The sequence below is a fragment of the Campylobacter bilis genome (assembly GCF_016806695.1).
Taxonomy (GTDB): domain Bacteria; phylum Campylobacterota; class Campylobacteria; order Campylobacterales; family Campylobacteraceae; genus Campylobacter_D; species Campylobacter_D bilis.
The window spans coordinates 1-20,532 of record NZ_WUED01000008.1 but is presented as its reverse complement, the minus strand read 5'-3'; the positions used below and the strand labels follow the sequence as shown (position 1 = coordinate 20,532).

General features: G+C 29.1%; 17 protein-coding genes, 1 tRNA gene and 1 pseudogene. 6 read left to right on the top strand and 13 right to left on the bottom strand.

The features are described 5' to 3' along the window. Positions 1 to 65 precede the first annotated feature (65 nt). Complete coding sequence (locus tag GRQ01_RS04890) at positions 66 to 947, top strand: LysR family transcriptional regulator (RefSeq protein WP_158334701.1); 882 nt, start codon at positions 66 to 68, stop codon at positions 945 to 947. An 80-nt stretch (positions 948 to 1,027) separates the two neighbouring features. After that, positions 1,028 to 2,893, top strand: a complete 1,866-nt coding sequence (rpoD, locus tag GRQ01_RS04885) for an RNA polymerase sigma factor RpoD (RefSeq protein ID WP_158334700.1) — start codon at positions 1,028 to 1,030, stop codon at positions 2,891 to 2,893. Positions 2,894 to 2,907: 14 nt separating this feature from the next. Here rpoD and GRQ01_RS04880 read toward each other — a convergent pair whose 3' ends face one another. Both GRQ01_RS04880 and GRQ01_RS04875 read right to left on the bottom strand, forming a co-directional pair. Beyond that, positions 2,908 to 3,420, bottom strand: a complete 513-nt coding sequence (locus GRQ01_RS04880) for a SixA phosphatase family protein (protein ID WP_158334699.1) — start codon at positions 3,418 to 3,420, stop codon at positions 2,908 to 2,910. A 1-nt stretch (position 3,421) separates the two neighbouring features. Beyond that, on the bottom strand, positions 3,422 to 3,934 hold the full coding sequence (locus tag GRQ01_RS04875) for a rhomboid family intramembrane serine protease (RefSeq protein ID WP_158334698.1): 513 nt from the start codon (positions 3,932 to 3,934) through the stop codon (positions 3,422 to 3,424). Between the two features lie 93 nt (positions 3,935 to 4,027). Between GRQ01_RS04875 and GRQ01_RS04870 the strand changes: the two genes are divergently transcribed. Beyond that, positions 4,028 to 4,444, top strand: a complete 417-nt coding sequence (locus tag GRQ01_RS04870; RefSeq protein WP_158334697.1) for a PepSY-like domain-containing protein — start codon at positions 4,028 to 4,030, stop codon at positions 4,442 to 4,444. Between the two features lie 7 nt (positions 4,445 to 4,451). Here GRQ01_RS04870 and GRQ01_RS04865 read toward each other — a convergent pair whose 3' ends face one another. Genes GRQ01_RS04865 through GRQ01_RS04845 form a run of 5 tightly spaced genes read right to left on the bottom strand, consistent with a single transcriptional unit; the run spans position 4,452 to position 11,358 of the window. After that, a complete protein-coding gene (locus GRQ01_RS04865; protein WP_158334696.1) occupies positions 4,452 to 6,056 on the bottom strand; it encodes an AAA family ATPase in 1,605 nt (534 codons plus the stop codon). Further along, on the bottom strand, positions 6,046 to 7,308 hold the full coding sequence (gene mtaB / locus GRQ01_RS04860; protein WP_158334695.1) for a tRNA (N(6)-L-threonylcarbamoyladenosine(37)-C(2))-methylthiotransferase MtaB: 1,263 nt from the start codon (positions 7,306 to 7,308) through the stop codon (positions 6,046 to 6,048). The genes GRQ01_RS04865 and mtaB overlap by 11 nt, the downstream gene beginning before the upstream one ends. Continuing rightward, a complete protein-coding gene (locus GRQ01_RS04855; RefSeq protein ID WP_158334694.1) occupies positions 7,305 to 8,861 on the bottom strand; it encodes a mechanosensitive ion channel family protein in 1,557 nt (518 codons plus the stop codon). Before GRQ01_RS04855 ends, mtaB begins: the two co-directional genes overlap by 4 nt. After that, positions 8,858 to 9,913 (bottom strand): 3-dehydroquinate synthase, encoded by a 1,056-nt coding sequence (gene aroB, locus GRQ01_RS04850; RefSeq protein ID WP_158334693.1) that lies wholly within the window; start codon positions 9,911 to 9,913, stop codon positions 8,858 to 8,860. Before aroB ends, GRQ01_RS04855 begins: the two co-directional genes overlap by 4 nt. A gap of 44 nt (positions 9,914 to 9,957) precedes the next feature. Further along, positions 9,958 to 11,358: a COG3400 family protein gene (locus GRQ01_RS04845; protein WP_158334692.1), complete on the bottom strand. Its 1,401-nt coding sequence runs from the start codon at positions 11,356 to 11,358 to the stop codon at positions 9,958 to 9,960. Positions 11,359 to 11,387: 29 nt separating this feature from the next. Between GRQ01_RS04845 and tgt the strand changes: the two genes are divergently transcribed. The 3 genes from tgt (at position 11,388) to GRQ01_RS04830 (ending at position 13,403) form a co-directional block, all read left to right on the top strand. Further along, on the top strand, positions 11,388 to 12,509 hold the full coding sequence (gene tgt / locus GRQ01_RS04840) for a tRNA guanosine(34) transglycosylase Tgt (RefSeq protein WP_158334691.1): 1,122 nt from the start codon (positions 11,388 to 11,390) through the stop codon (positions 12,507 to 12,509). Position 12,510: 1 nt separating this feature from the next. Beyond that, positions 12,511 to 13,281, top strand: a complete 771-nt coding sequence (locus GRQ01_RS04835; RefSeq protein WP_158334690.1) for a CorA family divalent cation transporter — start codon at positions 12,511 to 12,513, stop codon at positions 13,279 to 13,281. Between the two features lie 45 nt (positions 13,282 to 13,326). After that, positions 13,327 to 13,403, top strand: a tRNA-Arg gene (locus GRQ01_RS04830). A gap of 125 nt (positions 13,404 to 13,528) precedes the next feature. Here GRQ01_RS04830 and GRQ01_RS04825 read toward each other — a convergent pair. The 6 genes and pseudogenes from GRQ01_RS04825 to GRQ01_RS04800 all read right to left on the bottom strand — a co-directional run. Next, complete coding sequence (locus GRQ01_RS04825; protein ID WP_158334689.1) at positions 13,529 to 16,774, bottom strand: cytochrome c biogenesis protein; 3,246 nt, start codon at positions 16,772 to 16,774, stop codon at positions 13,529 to 13,531. A 17-nt stretch (positions 16,775 to 16,791) separates the two neighbouring features. Then, on the bottom strand, positions 16,792 to 17,487 hold the full coding sequence (locus tag GRQ01_RS04820) for an ABC transporter ATP-binding protein (RefSeq protein ID WP_158334688.1): 696 nt from the start codon (positions 17,485 to 17,487) through the stop codon (positions 16,792 to 16,794). Then, positions 17,474 to 18,244 carry an ABC transporter ATP-binding protein gene (locus GRQ01_RS04815; protein WP_203121223.1) on the bottom strand — a complete coding sequence of 257 codons (771 nt, stop codon included), beginning with the start codon at positions 18,242 to 18,244 and terminating at the stop codon, positions 17,474 to 17,476. Before GRQ01_RS04815 ends, GRQ01_RS04820 begins: the two co-directional genes overlap by 14 nt. Then, positions 18,204 to 19,298, bottom strand: a complete 1,095-nt coding sequence (locus GRQ01_RS04810) for a branched-chain amino acid ABC transporter permease (RefSeq protein WP_373447881.1) — start codon at positions 19,296 to 19,298, stop codon at positions 18,204 to 18,206. The genes GRQ01_RS04815 and GRQ01_RS04810 overlap by 41 nt, the downstream gene beginning before the upstream one ends. Next, positions 19,298 to 20,194 (bottom strand): branched-chain amino acid ABC transporter permease, encoded by an 897-nt coding sequence (locus tag GRQ01_RS04805; RefSeq protein ID WP_158334687.1) that lies wholly within the window; start codon positions 20,192 to 20,194, stop codon positions 19,298 to 19,300. The genes GRQ01_RS04810 and GRQ01_RS04805 overlap by 1 nt, the downstream gene beginning before the upstream one ends. Positions 20,195 to 20,213: 19 nt before the next feature. Then, positions 20,214 to 20,532 (bottom strand): annotated as a pseudogene (locus GRQ01_RS04800) (ABC transporter substrate-binding protein); the annotation flags it as partial.

Genomic DNA, 20,532 nt, shown 5'->3' with positions numbered 1-20,532 from the left:
TTATAAAAATATATTATTTTAATTTTTATAATAATTTTTTTTTATTATAATAAGGATAACAATTTATGAAGATTAAAGATATGGAAATTTTTTTAGATCTTTTAAACACACAAAGCCCCACTAATACAGCTAATAATTTTTCTATAACCCAACCTAATGTTTCAATCATAATTAAAAATTTAGAAGATAAATTAGACAGTGTTTTGTTTGAAAGACTTGGGAAAAAACTCTTACCCACGCCCAAGGCTTTAGAATTAGGAAAAAAATGGTTAAAATTAGTACAAGAATACTATAAAAGCTTAGAAAATCTCAATGATGAAAGCATGATCTTAGGTAGGATTGACATAGCATGCACTCAAAGCATTTCTGAACATTTTTTAGTTCCTATTTTATTTGATTTTAAAACAGAATTTAAAAATATAATCATCCATTTACAAACGAAAAATTCAAAAGAATGCTTGCATTTGCTTAAAAACGGATTTATAGAATTTGCAATCATTGAAGCAGAACTTGATCACAATTTAATAGAATATGAAAATTTAGAAATGACCTTTTGGCAAGAGGATGAATTAATAGTAGCAACAAGCGATAAAAGCTTAAGTAAAAAAGAATTTTATATAGACGAACTTTTAAATTACAAATGGATATTAAGAGAAGCAGGATCGGGTCTAAGGGATAAATTTCTTAATGAAATTGGCGAAAGTTCAAAAAAACTCAATATTTTTTTAGAACTTGATAGAATGGTAGCTATAAAAGAACTAATCTTGGAAAAAACAGCTATTTCAATTTTTTCTAAAAAAAGTATAGAAAAGGAATTGCAAAATTCTACCCTTTATGAAATCAAATTAAAAAACATCAATTTAAAACGTAAATTTTATACCCTAAAAAGGAAAAATTATAATTTCAATAGAGCTTTAGAAAAATTTGAAAAAATCTTCAAATCATAATTATAAAAAACCAATTTATATACAAAATTAAGGAATTTTTAGATAAAATCCAAAGCTTATATAAATTCTAAGGAAAATCAATGAATGCTAAAATTCAAGAAGCTGAATTAGAAGAATTGTTTCAAGAAAATGCAAAAGATTATATTACTTATGAAAAGCTAGTAAAATACCTCACTAAACAACCAAATATTACAATAACCAAAAAAGTGCAAGCTTTGATGAAAAAGCACAAAGTACAGCTTTTCTCGGCTGCTGAAATTGCTCAAATGAAAAATATTGAAGATGCAAAAAGACTTCAAGAAGAAAAACAAAAACTCCAAGATACAAGCTTAGAAAATGAATTTGATTTAGCCAATGAAAACGATCTCTTAGAATGGAGTAGATCAGACTCTCCTGTACGTATGTATTTACGAGAAATGGGGCAAATTGCCTTGCTTAATAAAGATGAAGAAATTGAAATTTCTAAAAAAATAGAACTTGGTGAAGATATTATCATTGATGCTTTTTGTTCTGTGCCTTATTTGATCGATTTTATCTTAGATTATCAAGAACCTTTAATCAATCGAGAAAGACGCGTAAAAGAATTATTTAAAAGTTTTGACGATGAAGAAAAAGGCGAAGACAAACTCGATGAACTTGATATCGATGAAGATGAAAACGAAACAGAATTAGAAGCAGATGAAGAACAGAATAAAAAAACTTATAAAAAAGAAGATGAAAGAACTTTAAAAGTGATTGAAAAATTTAAAGCTCTTGAAAAAGCCAAAAAAGATTGGCTAAAAACTTCTAAAGATAAAGAAAGCGGGGATGAACTTCTAGACAAACTTAGCATTGCATTTAAAAAAAATATTCTAAAAGAAAAATTAATGGATTTAGGTCCTACTTCAAAACTTATTAGTGAAATTGTTAAATCAATGGAAACTGCATTAAAAAGCGATGAGGAATTTGATAAAGAATTAAAGCGTTTAGAATACCGCTTACCCATGTTTTCTGATGAACTTAAAAAACGTCATGCAGATATTTTAAAAGATATTACCAAACTTAGCAAAGAAGAAATCACAGAAAGATCTCTTGAAACAACCATGGTAAGTACTTATATGGAGATTAAAAAACTCTTTCAAACCAAAGAAGCTAGTGAAAAAAGTTTTGATCTTGAAAAATCGCGTTTAAAAGAAATTTTAGAACAAATCAAACGGGGTAAAAAAATCTCTGATGAAGCCAAAGGTAGGATGGCTAAATCCAATTTACGTCTTGTTGTAAGCATAGCTAAACGCTATACAAATCGTGGTTTGCCTTTTTTAGATCTTATTCAAGAAGGCAATATAGGATTAATGAAAGCAGTGGATAAATTTGAGTACAAAAGAGGATATAAATTTTCTACCTATGCGACTTGGTGGATCAGACAAGCTATTTCAAGAGCTATAGCCGATCAAGCAAGAACTATAAGAATTCCTATTCATATGATAGAAACTATTAATCAAATCAATAAAATCATCCGTGAATACCTGCAAAAAGACGGCAAAGAACCTGATGTAAGCATCATAGCTAAAGAAGTTGGCTTAAGTATAGATAAAGTCAAACAAGTGATTAAAATCACTAAAGAACCTATTTCTCTTGAAGCTCCTATAGGCAATGAAGATGATGGAAAATTTGGAGATTTTGTAGAAGATAGAAATTCGCTTTCTCCTATGGAACATATTTTAAAAGACGACTTAAAAGAACAAATCGATGAAGTCTTAGATCAATTAAACGACAGAGAAAAAGCTGTTATTCGTATGCGTTTTGGCCTCATGGAAGATGAAAGTGATAGGACTTTAGAAGAAATAGGCAAAGAACTTAATGTCACCCGAGAAAGAGTAAGACAAATCGAAAGTTCAGCTATTAAAAAACTTAAACATCCTAAGGTAGGAAGAAAACTTAAAAATTATATAGAAGGTTGGAAATAAAAATTTATATTTTTTTAAAAATCCAAATCTTTTTCTTCTTTAAGTTTTCTCACGTGTTCAAAAAACACTAATTTTCCTGTATGTTCTTTTAAATTTTCAAATTCATCAATATTAAATTCCAAACACAATATAGAAGAGGTAGGAAAAGAAGCCAAACACAATGAACTTAATAATTCTCCAAGTTCTATCAATACAGGATTATGACCTATTAAGAATATCTCATTAAACTTATTATCAATACCTTGCAAAATCTTTAACACAACTTCAACATTGCCAAGATAGAGTTTTTTATTAAATTGAATTTTGTTTTTATTAAAATTACAAAATTTGGCTAATTTTTTGGCTGTTTTAGCAGTCCTAATAGCAGGACTTGATAATATAAAATCAGGTTGTATCTGATACACAGCAAGGTTTTTACAAAGTTTTTTCAAATCTTCTTTTCCACTTTTAGCTAATTTTCTATCAAAATCATTAATGCTTTTATCTTTATTTGCCTTTGCATGTCTTATGATATAAATCTTTTTCATTTTACCTCTTTAATTTAGCTAAAATATAGCCACAAATAAAACCAAAAATATGTGCATACCAAGCGATATTTATACCCATAAATAAAGGAACAAAACTCATAAGCAAAATCGCAACCACAAGTCCTTTTGCACTATTTTTATCAAAAACAGCATAAAATCCCATCAAAACACAAATTGCTCCGCTAGCACCCACAAGATTGATGCTTGTTTTAAAATAATTAAAATCAAAATATACATAAAAAGCACTTAAAAGCGAACACAATAACCCTCCGCCAAGATAAAGCAAAGAAAAACGAAAAGATCCCAAATAAGTCTCTAAAATACGTCCAAATTGAAATAAAACTATCATATTTAAAATAAGATGAGTTAAATTACCATGTATAAACATAGCACTTAAAAGCTGCCAATAAGCTCCTTTGAAAAACAAAATATTAAGCCCAAGCAAATCATAATAATCATAAGAGATTAAAAAATAACATAAAATATTTAAAAAAATGAAAAAAAATGTCAACAAACACAGCCTTTATTTTTTGTAATATTGTCTTAAAATTCACATAAAATTCACATAAATTCTTTACAATTTTGTGAAAAATAATGAGGAAAAATATTGAAAATTAAAATTTTAAGCATTATTAATATCTTGTGCATATGTTTAAACGCTGATATTATTATCTCTGCTGAAAATTTGCCTCATACTTCTAAAGAATTTTTACAGCGTAATTTTAAAGCTCCCATAGGCGTAGTCCAAAAAGATAAAAACTCTTATGAAGTATACCTTAGTGATGGGACTGAACTTGAATTTGATATAGATGGAAGCTGGAAGGAGATCGAAAACAAGGCTTTTCCCTTTAATTTAGATTTTTTACCTAAGAATTTAGTCGATATCATCAAAAACGAATTTCCTAATACCAAAGCCAAAGAAATCGAAAGAAAAATCAATCATTATAAAATCAAACTCGACAATGACATAAAATTCCTTATAGACTTCAATGGAAGCATACTAGATAAACAAATAGATGATTAAATAGACACTAAATTTGGATTATATTTTTAACATCTTCATATTCTAATTTTTCTTTTTCAAGTAAAAGATCGGCTAATTTTAAAATTTTATCCTTCATAGAACTTAAAAATTCATCCATTTCTTGTTTTTGCTGCTTTAAATTAGCTTCTTCTAACATGTCAAAACTTATCATATAATCAAGCAATTCTTTAACCTTTATAAAATCATTTTGCGAATTCGTATAGCTTTCATTATAAATTAATTTCATAGCCCTAGATCCTGATAAATAAACTTTAATACGATTTATAAGCTCTGATTTTGATCTTATATTATGCTCATATTCTCTAAAACGATCTTCTATAAGAGTAATTTTTTCAAATCCTATATCAAAATAATACGCACTTAAAGCTTTTGCAGCCTGATAGGTGGCTTGGATCTTTTTCTCTTCATCATTAAAACTTAAAATTTTCTTTTTGCCTAAAAGCACTTTATTTAATACAGCATAAAAATCGCTTTCTTCGACTAAGCTATTATCTCTTCTTAAAGCATTAATAGCAGCTTCATTGACTAAGGTTTCAAGCCCCGCTCCACTAAAGCCCACACTTGCCTTAGCAATTTTGCTTAAATTGACATTATTATTTTTATCTTTCATATAAATTTCTAAAATCTTTAATCTGTCTTTAAAATCAGGTAAAGATAAAAAAATTCTCCTATCAAAACGCCCTGATCGCAACAAAGCAGGATCCATAAGCTCGATTTTATTAGTAGCAGCTATGACTATGACCCCACTATTATCTTCAAATCCATCCATTTGAGTTAAAAGCTGGTTTAAGGTACTATCTCTTTCTACATTCGACATTTCACCTCTAGCCTTGCCTACAGCGTCTATCTCATCTATAAACACTATACTAGGTGCCATCATTTTAGCCTTAGAAAAAAGCTCTCTTACTCTTTTTGCACCCATACCTACATAAATTTCAACAAAACTAGAACCACTCTGGTAAAAAAACGGCACTCCAGCCTCTCCTGCAACAGCTTTAGCAATAAGTGTTTTACCCACCCCTGGAGGCCCTACCATCAATACACCTTTTGGCATTTTTACACCAAATTCTTTATATTTTTTAGGATTTTGCAAAAAATCCACAAGCTCACTAAGCTCCATTTTCACCTCATCAACCCCTGCAACATCATCAAAAGTGATATTTGAAATCACAGGTTTAATATGAGAATTTTCTAAATTTACATTAGAATTTTGACTTTGACTCTTGCTTGATATAGGGTATTTTGCAAGCTCTTTTTTGCGTGCAAAATAACCAAGACTTAATAAAAGTGTAATGATAAAGATAAACAAAATAAAAAATATCCAAAGGGTGTTATCTTGCTTATTTTCGACAGGGACTTTTTCTAAAAGCTCTTTTATATCTACCCCTTCTTTAATAATAACATAATTTTCTCCGCTAGTTTTTAACCAAATTTCATCTTTATCCACTATAGCTTTTTGTATCAAATTTTGATTTAATAAACTTTGATAAAGATTTTGATCTATATATTTGGGTTCATTTTTAAAATATAAAATTCCAAAAAGCACACATATTATCAAAAAAGAAATCCCTATAATTTTTTTATTTTTCATTGCTAGCCTTTAAATTTGCAAAATTAAATTTTTCTTGTACTTCATATTGAGAAAGAGTGATCCACTCTTTAGCTATATCCTCATTGCTTTTAATTTTAATTTTATTAAAAAACTGATCATAACCCTCAAAAAAACCTTCTTTTTTATTTTCTATTAAAATCTCAAGAGGGATTTTATGATTTTGCCTGAATTTATAATTATTATCTTTAATTATACTTGTTAAAATATTTAACCTTTCTTTGGCTAAAGCCCCATTAATAGTGTTTTTCATAGTGGCAGAATAAGTATTATCCCTAGGACTGAAAATAAAAGCATGGATATGAGTAAGAGGAAATTCTTTAAAACGCTCTAAAGCCTCTTGCCAAATTTCTTCACTTTCTCCTGGATGCGCTACGATAAAATCAGTTCCTAAAGCATAGCCTTTACTTGCTATAATATTAAAAAGCTTTAAATCATTATTTGTGTGTGATCTTCTTCTCATTATGCGAAGCATTGTTTCACTTGTATGCTGCAAAGCAATATGCAAGTGTCTTTCAAGCCAAGCCTCATCTAAAAGTTCTAAAAAAGCTTCATCAATTTGTGCAGGTTCTAAACTGCCAAGCCTTATGCGTTTTATACCAGAAATTCGTCCCATTTTTTGTAAAAGCTTGCTTAAGCTTGTCCCATTTTTAAGCCCATATGATCCTATATTTGTCCCTGTTAAAACAATTTCACTATAGCCATTAGATGCTAAAATTTCAACTTGTTTTAAAAGCACTTTTTCATCTACACTCCTTGACTTACCACGCACACTAGGGATAATACAATAAGAACAAGCAAAATCACAACCTTCTTGAATTTTAACAAAGGCTTTAGTATGATTTTTATACTCACTCACTATATCTTTATCAATAAAATTTAAATTTCCAAGCTCATAAAAACTTGTTTTAAAAGATAAAAATTGATTAATCTTATCTTTATTTGAAGCCCCAAGAACCCCAAAAACTTGCTTTGCATTAAAAAGCTCCTTGCCTTTACTGACTGCTCCACATCCTGTAAGTATGATTTTAATCCCCTTTTTTTGCATAGAATTGATATAAGATTTTATACCACTATCAGCACCATTAGTAACCGTACAAGAATTAACAACAATAATTTGGGCCTGATTTTCATCATTTATGATTTCATAATCTTTCACATAGCTTTTTAAAAGCTCTGTATCATAGATATTTGTACGACATCCAAAGGTTTTAAAAAAAACTTTTTCTTTCAATTTTTATCCTTTGTATGAAAATAAGAATTCTCCTTAAAATCATGTGTTTTTCTTAAATATAAATTTTGTGCTGGATAGGCAATTTTAATATCCTCATGCTTATTAAACTCTTTAATAATCTCTTTACTAATAGTACTTCTAAGAGCTAAAGCCGCATAAGCATTAGTCATATACCAAGCTGAAATTCTCATCCCCCAATGTTCAAAAAACATAAAAAATCTTGGTTCTACCTTAGGATTTTTAATATTATATTCATTTTGCAAACGTATCATGCTTTTTCTAGCAAGCTCTGTGTATCCTTTAGCATGACGTGTAATGATATTTTCAACGATTTCTTGTGCTTTGTCTAGATTGCTATCAAAAGTAATGCTTATATCAATACCATCAAGTACTGTTTTCATGCCATGATGGGTATAATTAGCAAGTAAATTAGTAAAAACAAAATTATTAGGTATAAATATAATACGCCCACTACGGCGATTTTTACTATAAGTTTCAAGAGTAAGCTCTTCATAAAGCGTAATGCGTAAAAAAGAAATGTCTATAATATCACCCACATAAGTCGTATCATTTTGAAAAACCTTAACACGATCCCCTACTCTAAAACTACCACCAAAAACTATCACACACCAACCAAGCATAGACATAAACATATCTTTCATCGCAATAGCCAAACCCGCAGAAGCAAAACCAAGTATGGTTACAAGATAAGTAATATTTTCTATATAAGCAAAAAGCAAAATAAGAAAAATAATATTAATATTAATAAAATTAATGATTTTAGTTGCTGTATAATAACCCTCATTATCTTTAATATATTTTTTCGCAAGGAATTTTAAAATAAAAGCTATAGCTATAACAATAATAATAGCAATAAGTATATTCACAGCCCTTAAACTTTGAACTTTAATCTCAATGCCCACTCGCACTAATTCTTCATCAATTTTTTTCTCATAAACAGAATAAGAAACACTAGCAAAATTCAAAGCTTGCTCAAATTCTTCTAACTTCTTATCCGATATTTTTAATGCTTTTATATTTTTAGGATTTGGCCTAAGCTCAGCCAATTCTTTAAGTTCTAAATTTTTTTCTCTGATTTTATCCACTAAATTTTTAAAATCATTAAATTTAAAAGCGTATTCTTCTTTTTTTTCTTTTAATTTTTTAATATGAGAAAACGCTCCAATAATAGCTAAAGGATTAGTAAGCTTAGGCAAAGTTTCTATGCTATTAGGTGTATTAAAACTTTGGGCGAAATTTAAATCTTTATATTCTTTAAGCAAGCTTAATTGTTCTTCTAAATTGATTATTTTACGTTTAAGCTCTTCTTGTTCGTAAGTATTAGAACTTTTCTTAAGATCAAGATTTAATAAAGCTAATTCATCTTTAATATCTTGATATTTTATAAAATTTTCATAGCGTATGTTCCAAATACTAGCACTAATAGCTGTATCTAAAGTTTTAATTCTTTCGTTGACATTATTAACAATACTAACATTTGCATCACCCCAAGCACCAAGCACAAAAAAAATCAAAACAATAATTTTCTTCATTGAAACTCTTTTAAGCTTGCAATGATATCTTTTTTAGAAATATCATCTTTTATTACACCTTTACCTAAAGAATCCGCAAGAATAAAATTAAGTTTTTTATCAGAACTTTTTTTATCCATAAAAAAAGCTTCATAAAATTCCTCAACCTTATCGATTTTATAAAAAATAGGCAAAGCAAACTTAAGTAAAATGGATTCTATTCTTTGGCATTCATGCTTGCTTAAAAATCCCAAATTACAAGCTAAATAATTTGCCATATTCATACCTATAGCTACGGCTTCACCATGTAAATATACTTTATAATCTGTAAATTTTTCTATCACATGGGCAAAAGTATGTCCAAAATTTAAAAGCATTCTAAGTTTAGATTCTTTTTCATCTAATTCTACAATTTTTGCCTTAAGCTGCACACTCTTAGCAATAATTTGAGTAAAAATTTCATTTTCACAACTAGCATTTAAAAAACTCTTTTCATCTATATTTTCTATAAAATCAAGCAAATTTTTATCAAAAATTATAGCCATTTTTATAAATTCAGCCATGCCCGCACTAAGCTCTTTAGAACCTAAGGTTTTTAAAAACTCACTTTGACAATACACAGCTTTTGGCTGATAAAAAGTACCAATAAGATTTTTGCCAAAATCATTATTTACTCCTGTTTTCCCGCCTACTGCAGCATCCACACAAGCTAAAAGAGTTGTAGGGATATTAATAAATTCAATTCCTCTTTGATAAATACTGGCCGCAAAACCACCCATATCGCTAATAACTCCACCTCCAAAACTTATAAGTATACTTTTTCTATCTAGCCTAGAATTAAACATTTGGTTTAAAATCTCTTCTATGGTAGCTAAATTTTTGTATTCTTCCCCATCTTTTACAATGCCTATAAAAAGTTCTTTTGCCTTAATTTTAGATAATAGTTTTTCTAGATGGAGTCCTGAAATTTTAGGATTTGAAAGTATAAAAACTTTAGTGTTAAATTCTAAATTTTCAAGCTCATCAATATAAACTTTATAAGGATTTTGTTTTAATTTTACTTCTACTTGCATTCAATACTCTTTTTGATTTTATTCTAACACATTTAATTAATTATTTATTCTACTGGTATGAAAAGTTGATAATTTTGTCTCATTTTATAATAATGTCTATTTAAATTCATACTCAAACTTCTGCCAAAATTTCCATTTAATAACTCTTTTTGAAAACTTACAAACTGCAATAAATCTTGACGATATTGCAAATTTAAAAGCGGGTTTTGATCATTTTTATTGATAATTTGTATATTTTTATCATAAAGCTTGGATAAGCTTCTAAAATATTCTTCCATATCTGTGGTGTTTTGCAAATTAGGATTATAATAATACAAAACCACTCCAAAATCAAGCTGCTTACTTAAATCCGTAATCACATTAGCATTATTTTCAAGTTCACTTTCATCCGCACTTAAAATAATAGCTTCTTTAACCTTATCAAATTCCATCTCACCTACTTTTATAATAGGAATCTTTAAATCAAACAAGCTTCTTTTTTCTTTTTCAAAAGTCCTTATATCAGTTATGATTAAACCAATATCTTTATTTTGCAATTGCGCATAAAGCTTTTTAAAATGGGTGTTAAAATAATCAAAAAATACTCCTTGATTCTCATAAGAAAATTCCTTTAATCTTTCATACATAGAATCTAATGTAGGATTGATCACATGGATAAAAAACTTTTTTGTATTGCTTTTATGGGCTAATTTTAAAGTCGTATCAAGTATTCTTTCTTGTATTTCTTCACTCATGTTTTTCATATCAATGAAAGCAAAAATATTACTTCCAAAAGGCATAGGAAATTGCCCTGCTTTACCTCGTATATTATGAAAAATACTCTGCAAAACAACAGGATCGCCTACAATTAAAATACTATCATTAGGCTCTAAAACAAAAGAAGGTTTAACAAAATAAATTTTAGAATTCCTATAAATTAGAACAATACGCCATCTTTTTTGCTGTATAGAACTTATATGTCTATATGCAAAAATAGATCCTGGTGGAATTTTTACCTCCATTATTTCCCCAAGCCCTAATCCTATATATTGAGCTGTTAAAGCAATATCAGGCAAAAAATCCATAAATCTACGACTTAAAGTCATTCTAGCATCAGCTAAATTCGCATGCGTATCATTTATACTTAAACCCCAAAAATCCATTATTTCTATTTCTAAATTCGCATTTAAAGAACGCAAAGCCTCATAACTTTTTTTAGTTTCAAACTCATCTTGCATATAAATAAAGGCTTGTTTAAAATCTTTAACCATGATATTTTCAAGACGTGCTGTACTTGTAGGATCAAAATAATGCAAATCCATATCTTCACTAAGAAGATTTAAATTGCTTTTTTGACCATTGTGACACACAACTGTAAAAAAATATCCCAATCCTTTTTCAAAACAAAGCCTTTCTAAGAAATGCTTTGCTAAAATACCATCTATTATAATTAAAATATGATTCATTTTTAACTCCAAAAAAGGAATTATAACAAATGGAATTTAAATTAAAGCATAAAGATGGCATGGCTAGAGTTTGTCAAATAAGCACTGCACACAGTGGTTTTTTAACCCCTGTTTTCATGCCAGTTGGCACGCTTGCTTGTGTTAAGAGTCTTGATGCTAATGATATAAAAGATAAACTTGACGCAAAAATCATCCTAGCAAATACCTATCATATGTACTTACGCCCTGGATCTAAGATCATTAAAAATTGCGGAGGATTGCATGGTTTTACAAATTTCGATAGAAGTTTTTTAACTGATAGTGGAGGATTTCAAGCCTTTTCTTTAAGTAAAAATTCTAAACATTATGATAAAGGCATACAATTTAAAAGCCATATTGACGGAAGCTATCATCTTTTTACGCCTCAAAACGTTTTAGATATGCAATATGATTTTAATTCTGATATTGCTATGGTTTTAGATGATTTAACAGCCTTACCCACAACAAAACAAAGAATCAAAATCTCTGTAGATCGCACTATATCATGGGCAAAAGAAGCCGTCACTTACCATAAATTGATGCAAGATCAAGGCAGGACTTTAAAACAAAATATCTTTGGAATCATTCAAGGAGGAACTGATTATGAAGAAAGAAAACGCTGTGCTTTAGCCTTAAATGAAATGCCTTTTGATGGTTTGGCAATTGGAGGGCTTAGCGTAGGAGAGGAAAATGCTTTAATGTATGAAACTGTACAAAATTTAACCCCTTTTATGGATGAAAATCGCCCAAGGTATTTAATGGGAGTTGGAACACCTGAAGATTTAGTAGAAAATGTCGAACGCGGAATAGATATGTTTGATTGTGTTATGCCAACAAGAAATGCAAGAAATGGAAGTTTTTTTACAAGTTTTGGAAAATTTAATATCAAAAAAACTGAATTTATAAACGACCATGAACCCATAGATAAAACATGCACATGTTATACTTGCTCTAATTTTTCACGTGCTTATTTAAATCACCTTTTTAAGGCTAAAGAACTGACTTTTTTCCGCTTAGCAAGTTTGCATAATTTACATTATTATCTTGATCTTACAAAACAAATGCAAAAAGCTATACTCTCAAATTCTTTTTCACAATTTAAAAAAGAATTTTATACAAAAAGAGGAAAGTAAAATGCAAATTGATGAAAATTTAAAAAAAATGCTACAAAATAAAAATATAGAAACGCTTTATTCAGATCTTTATGGAAAAAAGATTTTTGTGTATGCCAATGCAAAACAATTCAAAGTTTTTTCTTTTGAAGAAGATAAAATTTACAAACTTGATGAAAACCGTTTTTTACCCTCTGATCTTGAAGAATTTTCAAATTTTATTAAAAAAATTATCGAGAATTTTAAAAATCAAAATTTACATTGTGAAAATATTTTAGAATACAAAGAAAGCATTATTTTAAAAGACAATTTTGTAAAAAATTTCTTTAAAAATGCCTTTGTTTTAAGACAAAAAATGAATAAAAATTTAAAGCAAATCAATCTTCTTAGCGAAGCTTTCAATCTTCTTTTAAGCGAACAAAACCAATATAAAAAAAATCTCAAAGCTCTTAATTTAAGCATTAATATGCTATTAAAAAATACTAAAGAAAATCTCATAAGATTAGATAATATTTATAAACTAACCAGTGAGATTAAAAACGAAAGAATGAATCAAAATATTTATCTTTTAAGCATACTTTCATCGATATTTTTACCCTTAAATCTTATTGTAGGATTTTTTGGCATGAATACTAATAATTTATTCTTCAAAGATAATCCTTATGGGACTTTATACATTTTCACTATCATATGTTTTATTTTAATTCTTGGAGCTGTTTTTTATCGTTCTAAAAAGCTTAAAGAATTAGATCTAGATGATAGTAAAAACACGAAAATTTCATCAATAAAATAAAAATTTGGCTTATTTTAAGGATTTTTATATATAATTTTCATTTTTGCGCTTATAGCTCAGCTGGATAGAGCATTTGATTGCGGTTCAAAAGGCCAGAGGTTCGAATCCTCTTAAGCGCACCATAATATTTTAATTTTATACGCTTATACAACTTACATTAAACTAGCATTTTATTTATAAATGAAGTGTTTGATTAAATGATATTGTCTTCACAATAGCATTTAATCAAACAACTCTCAAATATCTTTTAAAGCTTTCCTATAAATCCACGTTTTCTTCTTGCTAAAAGTGCTAAAACTACCATTAATGCAAATCCCCAATAAACATAATCAGGAATTCTAGCGGCCTCACCTACTGCGTAAGAATGAAGTCCTGTTAGAAAATAATTTACCCCAAAATAAGTCATAATAATAACCCAATAAGCAAACATACTCCATAAAGCAAAGATAAATTGATTGCAATATTTTGGAATCATTCTAAGATGTAAAATAGCTGCATAAACTAAAATACTAACAAGAGCCCAAGTTTCTTTAGAATCCCAACTCCAGTATCTTCCCCAGCTTTCATTAGCCCAAATTGCACCTAAAAAATTCCCCGTAGTAAGCAAACAAAGCCCTAAAATCATTGCCATTTCATTAATCCTTGTTGCTTCTGTGATATTTCTTAAAATATTAGTATTATGTTTTCCATCTTTTTTAAGAAAACACATTAAAAGCAATACAAAAATACCGAGCAAGGCACAAAGTCCTAAAAATCCATAACTAGCAGTAATAACAGATACATGGATACTAAGCCAATAAGAATTAAGCACAGGAACAAGATTTGTAATTTGTGGATTCATTTCGCTTAAATGTGCAACCATTAGCACAATACCCGATAAAATCGAAGTCAATGATAAAGCCATAGGACTTTTTCTTGAAAAGAATATACCCGATAAAGATAAGGCCCAAGCTATATAAACCATACTTTCATAGCCATTACTCCATGGGGCATGTCCTGATAAATAAGCACGAATTCCAAGACCTATAGTATGTAAAACAAAGGCTAAAATATTTAAAATATAAACTATTTTAAATATGAAAGTGATTTTAAAATTAGGCACAATCATTTTTAGAAAAACAAGAAGCAAAAGCAAAAAACCTGCGATTAAATACACAGGTGCGAGTTTAACAAAAATTTCAGTTTTATTTGAAAAAATTTCCATTTCAATTTTTGTTTTGCTTGGCATGACTTTATATCCTGCTTTTTCTTGATATTCTTTGATCAATTTTAAAGCTTCATCGGCTTTAGTCCAGTTTTGATCTTTAAAAGCATTATCAACTGCACTAAAATAATTTTGTATTAAAGCCAAAACAATATATCCTTCATCCCCTTTAAGAGTACTTACAGCAGAAAAAGGTGCAAGCCAAGTATTATTAACATCATTTTGAATAGGAATGAATTTAAACAATTCTCCGCTAAAAACTAAATTTACAATATTAGCCCTCTCGTCTAATTTCAAAATTTCTTTATCAAGCACTCCTCTTGCATTAGGGTTTTTACGATTAGCATTTTCAACATATTTTTGAAGCTTATAGTTTCCATTTTTATCAAAAAAATCTTTATAAGCAATATATTTAAGACTAGGAAGTTTTAAAATATTAGCCATAGCATCACGCACTGCTTTATTTTGCGGCATCAAAATAAAAGGCTCCTTTTGCCAGCTATTTACATCAATTAGCATAGAAAGCATAATAGCGTTAGAATCTTGTCCTTTATAGCTTTGACTTTGATGAATTTTTTCTAAAATTTCTCTTGATAAAGTATCAAAAGGAACCATTCTACCATCTGATGATTTTTGCACTATTAAACTTGCAAGTTCTTTAGCATGCTGAGGATTTACCAAAGCCAAGCTTGAATTTATATCTTGGGCAATGCCTTTTTCCCACCCTAAAAATAAAAACGAAAAAACAAAAATCGCACTAGTATGTTTTAAAGTATCTTTATTAACCAATCTTGCTAAAGTTCTAAATCTAGAATAAGGATTTAAAAAATTTAAAAACATGCCCAAACAAAGCAAAAAATAACCTATATAAGTTGGAATCTTGCCAGGATCTTTATTTACAGATAAAACAGTCCCTTTTTCATCTTGATCATAAGAACTTTGATAAAGCCTATAACCATCATAATCTAAAACATTATTCATAAAAATCCTATAATCAAAATTTTGATTATTATCTTTTACAGTAATTTCACTTGCATAAGAAGAAGGAGACATAGAACCTGGATAACGATCTAATATAAAATCTCTTAAATAAATATCAAAAGGCAATTGTCTATAAGAAAGTGCCCAAGAAATAAAGAATTTTTGTCCTACTAATTCTATAGCAACAGGATTATCAAATTCAAAAACATAAAATTCTTTGCTTTGATTTTTATACTTTAATTCTAATTTTAAAGCATTATTTGTTGTTAAATCTGTATTGTTATCCTCATTGCTCAATGCAAATTCTTTAAAATGCAATAATAAAGAATTTTTCCAATTTTGTGGTTCTCCAAAAACAGAAATCAAAACAGTTCTAGCCACTTCTAAGCACGCAGATTTCACCCATAGCCAAAAACTCTCATCTTGCTCTTTATTAGAACCTTTTAAAATTTCTTGTGCATGCAAAGAAGCAAACTTAACTACAAAGCTAATATCTTTAATCTCATATAGTCTTTTTTCTTTAGTATTTGCATTTTCTCCCGCATTAAGTTTTAAATTTTTACCTTCTGACATATTTAAAAAATCTAAATTCTCACTTGAACTTAAGGTCAAATTTTCATCAATTTTAACAAATGGGGCTTTCACATCATCATTCATAAAAGCAAAATTAATCCCTTCTATATTTTTAATTTCGCCTTTTTGAAATTTCACATCAACACCCTGAGATCCTTTTTGTGCAAGCATTAAAACAAGCAAAGGATTAAAAGTTTTATTTTCCTCATAAGTATAATGCGCATTTAAAATCAAATCTTTGTATTTTAATATAGCCTGATCATCTCCTAAATCAAGCTTAAGTTTAAACGAGTTAACAAAGGGCAAATTACCTATATAACGCTCATTAACCGCACTATAGCGTTGTCCATCTTTAATAGCAGAAATACGAAGAGAAGTTTTAGAACTCTCTACAAGGGAATTTTGCTCTTGTTCTCTAATAGGCAAAATCCCCTCAAAACCCATATACCGAGTCATTGCAGAACCTACTAAAATAAACAAAAAAGAAATATGAAAAATCATTAAAGGCAATTTTTTAAGCCTAAACATTTTATAATAAAACATTCCGCATAATAAATTAATACCAAGCAAAAGTTGTATATATTCAAACCAAAAAGTATCATATATCATTGCCCAAGCAGTCGGGCTTCCATAAATGCTTTCAACAAAAGTAGCTAAAGCACAAAAAAATGCAAAAAGCAAAAACAAAACAATTGAAATTCTTAAATCTCCTATACTTTTTATTATATTTTTCATTTTTTAATCCTTAAATCTTAAAGCCCTAAATATTTTTTTCTAATTTCATCATTACCTATTAAATTTTTAGCTTTATCTTCCATAACTATATGACCATTTTCTAAAACATAAGCATAATCGCTTATTTTTAATGCCGAGTAAGCATTTTGCTCCACTAAAAGTATAGTTATACCTTCTTCTTTTAAACGCACAATAATATCAAATACCTCGCCTACAATTTTTGGCGCAAGGCCTAAAGAAGGTTCATCTAGCATCAAAAGCTTTGGCTCACTCATTAAAGCCCTAGAAATTGCAAGCATTTGTGCCTCTCCTCCGCTTAAATTCCCGGCTAAAGTATGCTTTTTATTTGCAAGTCTTGGAAAAAGTTTATACATTTGTTCTCTTAAATGCTCATAATTTTCACAATTATTAAAAGCACCTATTTTTAAATTTTCCTCCACGCTTAAATTAATAAAAACACGCCTTCCTTCAGGAACTAAAGCTATGCCTTTTTGTACTAGAGTATGGGTTAAATGTCTTTTAGTATCGTAACCTAAAAAATTGATTTCACCTGTTTTTTTAACTGAATTTAAAAGTGCATTTAAAGTTGAAGTTTTACCAGCTCCATTAGATCCTATTAATGAAACAATGCTAGCTGCTTGAACTTTAAAATCTATACCTTTAACAGCCTCAATTAAACCATAATAAACATGTAAATTTTTAACTATTAGCATTAAAGTCCCCTAAATACGCAGCAATAACTTCTTTATAGTTTATAGCATCACAAAGCTTTCCTTCAAAAATTGTTTTTCCATAATCAAGCACTAAAACGCGATCGCATAATTTATTTACAAATTTCATATCATGCTCTATTAATAAAACACTCATTTTATGTTCTTTTTTCAATTTAAAAATAAGCTCAGCAAGTTCATGGCTTTCAGAATTATTCATCCCTGCAGCAGGTTCATCAAGCAATAATAATCTTGGCTGGGTTGCCATAGCTCTTGCAATTTCAACCTTTCTTTGCTGTCCATAGCTTAAACTCGTAGCCTTTTCAAAAGCCAATTGTGCAATGCCAAGCTCTTCTAATATAGCATAGGCTTTTTCTTTGAAAGTCTTTTCTGTTTTTTTAAAGCGTCCTAAATGCAAAAAAGCTTCTAAAACACTATAAGTCATTTGCTTATTAAAACCAATTAAAACATTCTCAAGCACATTCATGCTAGCAAAAAGTCTGATATTTTGAAAAGTTCTAGCTATACCTAAATGCACAATTTTATGAGGTTTTAAATGATCTATTTTTCGTCCTAAAAACTCAACCGAACCAGAAGTAGGCTTATAATTACCCGTAATAATATTAAAAAGAGTAGTTTTCCCTGCTCCATTAGGCCCAATTAGGGCAAAAATCTCTCCTTCATTAATTTTAAAAGAAGTTTCATTAATAGCTTGAACACTACCAAAACTTTTTGAAATTTGTTTTAATTCCAAAATCACTTCTTACTCCTTTTAAAGTTAAATATTGACCTATTTTTCTTAAAACATCACTCAATTCATAATGCCCCATAATGCCCCTCCTTGCAAAAAGCATTACCAAAATCAACACAACAGAAAAAACAACCATTCTAAAGCCTGGAGTTGATTGCATATTGATATTTAAAAAATCTATTTTTATACTAAGCTCATCTAAAAATCTCAACCATTCGCTCCCACCAATAACCAAAACCGTTCCTATAATAGCCCCTGTAGTGGATCCAAGTCCACCTAAAACAATAATAATTAAAAGCTCAAAAGTGAGTAAAAAATCAAATTGCATAGGCGAAACTGTAGTTAAAAGACATGCTAAAAGTCCCCCGCCAACACCTTCTAAAAATGCCGAAGTACCAAAAGCCAAAGTTTTTATCCAAAAAGTATCAATGCCCATTGCACTAGCAGCATCTTCATCATCTTTTATAGCTTTCATAGCACGGCCATACTTAGAATAAACTATATTTAAAATCAAAATAACAGCTAAAATAGCAATAGCACCTGTCCAATAAATCGTAGAAAATTGAGGAATATCTACAAGTCCTCTTGAACCATTGGTAATAGAAGGAAAATTAATAGCAGCAATTTTTATAATAATACCAAATCCTAAAGTTACAATAGCTAAATAATCACCCCTAACACGAAATACGGCAAAAGCTAAAATAAAAGAAAGTAAAGCAGAACAAATTCCAGCTATTAACAAAGCTAAAATAAAAGAATTAGAATGCATAGCTAAAATAAAAGCATTAGGTCCCTCTAAAAAAAACTGATCCTTTTTTGCATCAGCACTTAAAAGAACCAAAGCTGCTACATAAGCACCAACAGCCACAAAACCATTAGGCTCTAAAGAAAACTGCCCTGTGACGCCATTAATAAGATTATAACTTACAGCTAAGATAATAAAAATAGCAATTTGATTAAGGATATTTAACCCATAATCACCAAAAATATAAGGAGAAATAAAAATAAAAACCAATGAAGCGATCAAAAAAAGCAAATGCGAAGCTTTAATCTTAACCATTATCAAAACCTACTCTTTTCAAAATTGATACCTAAAATTCCCGTCGGTCTAAAAAGCAATATAAATACCAAAAATATAAAGGCAAAAGCATCTTTAAAACCAGATAAATCAGGAAACAAAGCCACAACAACAACTTCAGTAAATCCTATAATAAGCCCACCTAAAACCGCACCTACTATAGAACCTATACCTCCTAAAACTGCTGCAGCAAAGGCCTTTAAACCTATTAAAGTGCCCATAGTAGGCTCTACTAAATAATAATTCGCAGCCCAAAACACACCCCCAACTGCGGCTAAAGCTGAACCTAAAGCAAAAACTATAGCAATAATACGATTAGCATCAATACCCATTAAATTAACTGTTTGTATATCAAAAGCTAAAGCACGGATAGCAATGCCATATTTACTTTTATATAAAATCCATAATAGCGCCATTAAAATAATAAAAGTAAGTGCAGGAACTATCAAAGAACCATAAGTTGTTATCACTCCGCCTAAATTAACACTTTCTTCAAAATAATTTGGCGGTATAAAAGTTTTAGGAGTTGAAGTAAAAAGCATATTAAATAAATTTTGCAAGAAAAAACTAATTCCAATTGCTGTAATTAACAAAGAAATTCTAGGTGCTTGTCTTAAAGGCTTATACGCGATTTTATCTGTAGCAATTCCAACACAAACAGCAAAAATCATAGCCAAAGCCAAAGAACCTAAAAAAGGAACATGAAAGCTACTCACACTAAAAAAAGCCGCATAAGCACCTACCATCATAATATCGCCATGGGCAAAATTAATTAATCTTAATACTCCATAAACCATAGTATATCCTACAGCAATAAGTGCATACATACTTCCTAAACTCAATCCATTGACAAGTTGCTGCAAAAATAAGGTTAAATCCATAATCTTTTATTTTCCTTTTTTAAGGATTGATAGTATCTTTATAACTTTGTTTTTGATTTTTAATTTCTTTAATCACAACAGAACGGATAGCATTGCCACTTTGATCAATGCTAATAATACCTGAAACCCCTTCAAAATTTTTGGTTTGATGAATTTTTTCATTTACGCATTTACTTGTAAGATTATCAATACAAGCATTCATAGCATTTAACATTACAAAATAAGCATCTGCACCCATAGCTGAAAATGCTGGAAGTTCTTTTGTTGATTTGACTTTTTCATAAGCTGCAATGAAATCTTTGCTTAATTTGGTGCTAGGATTATTATAATCAAAACTG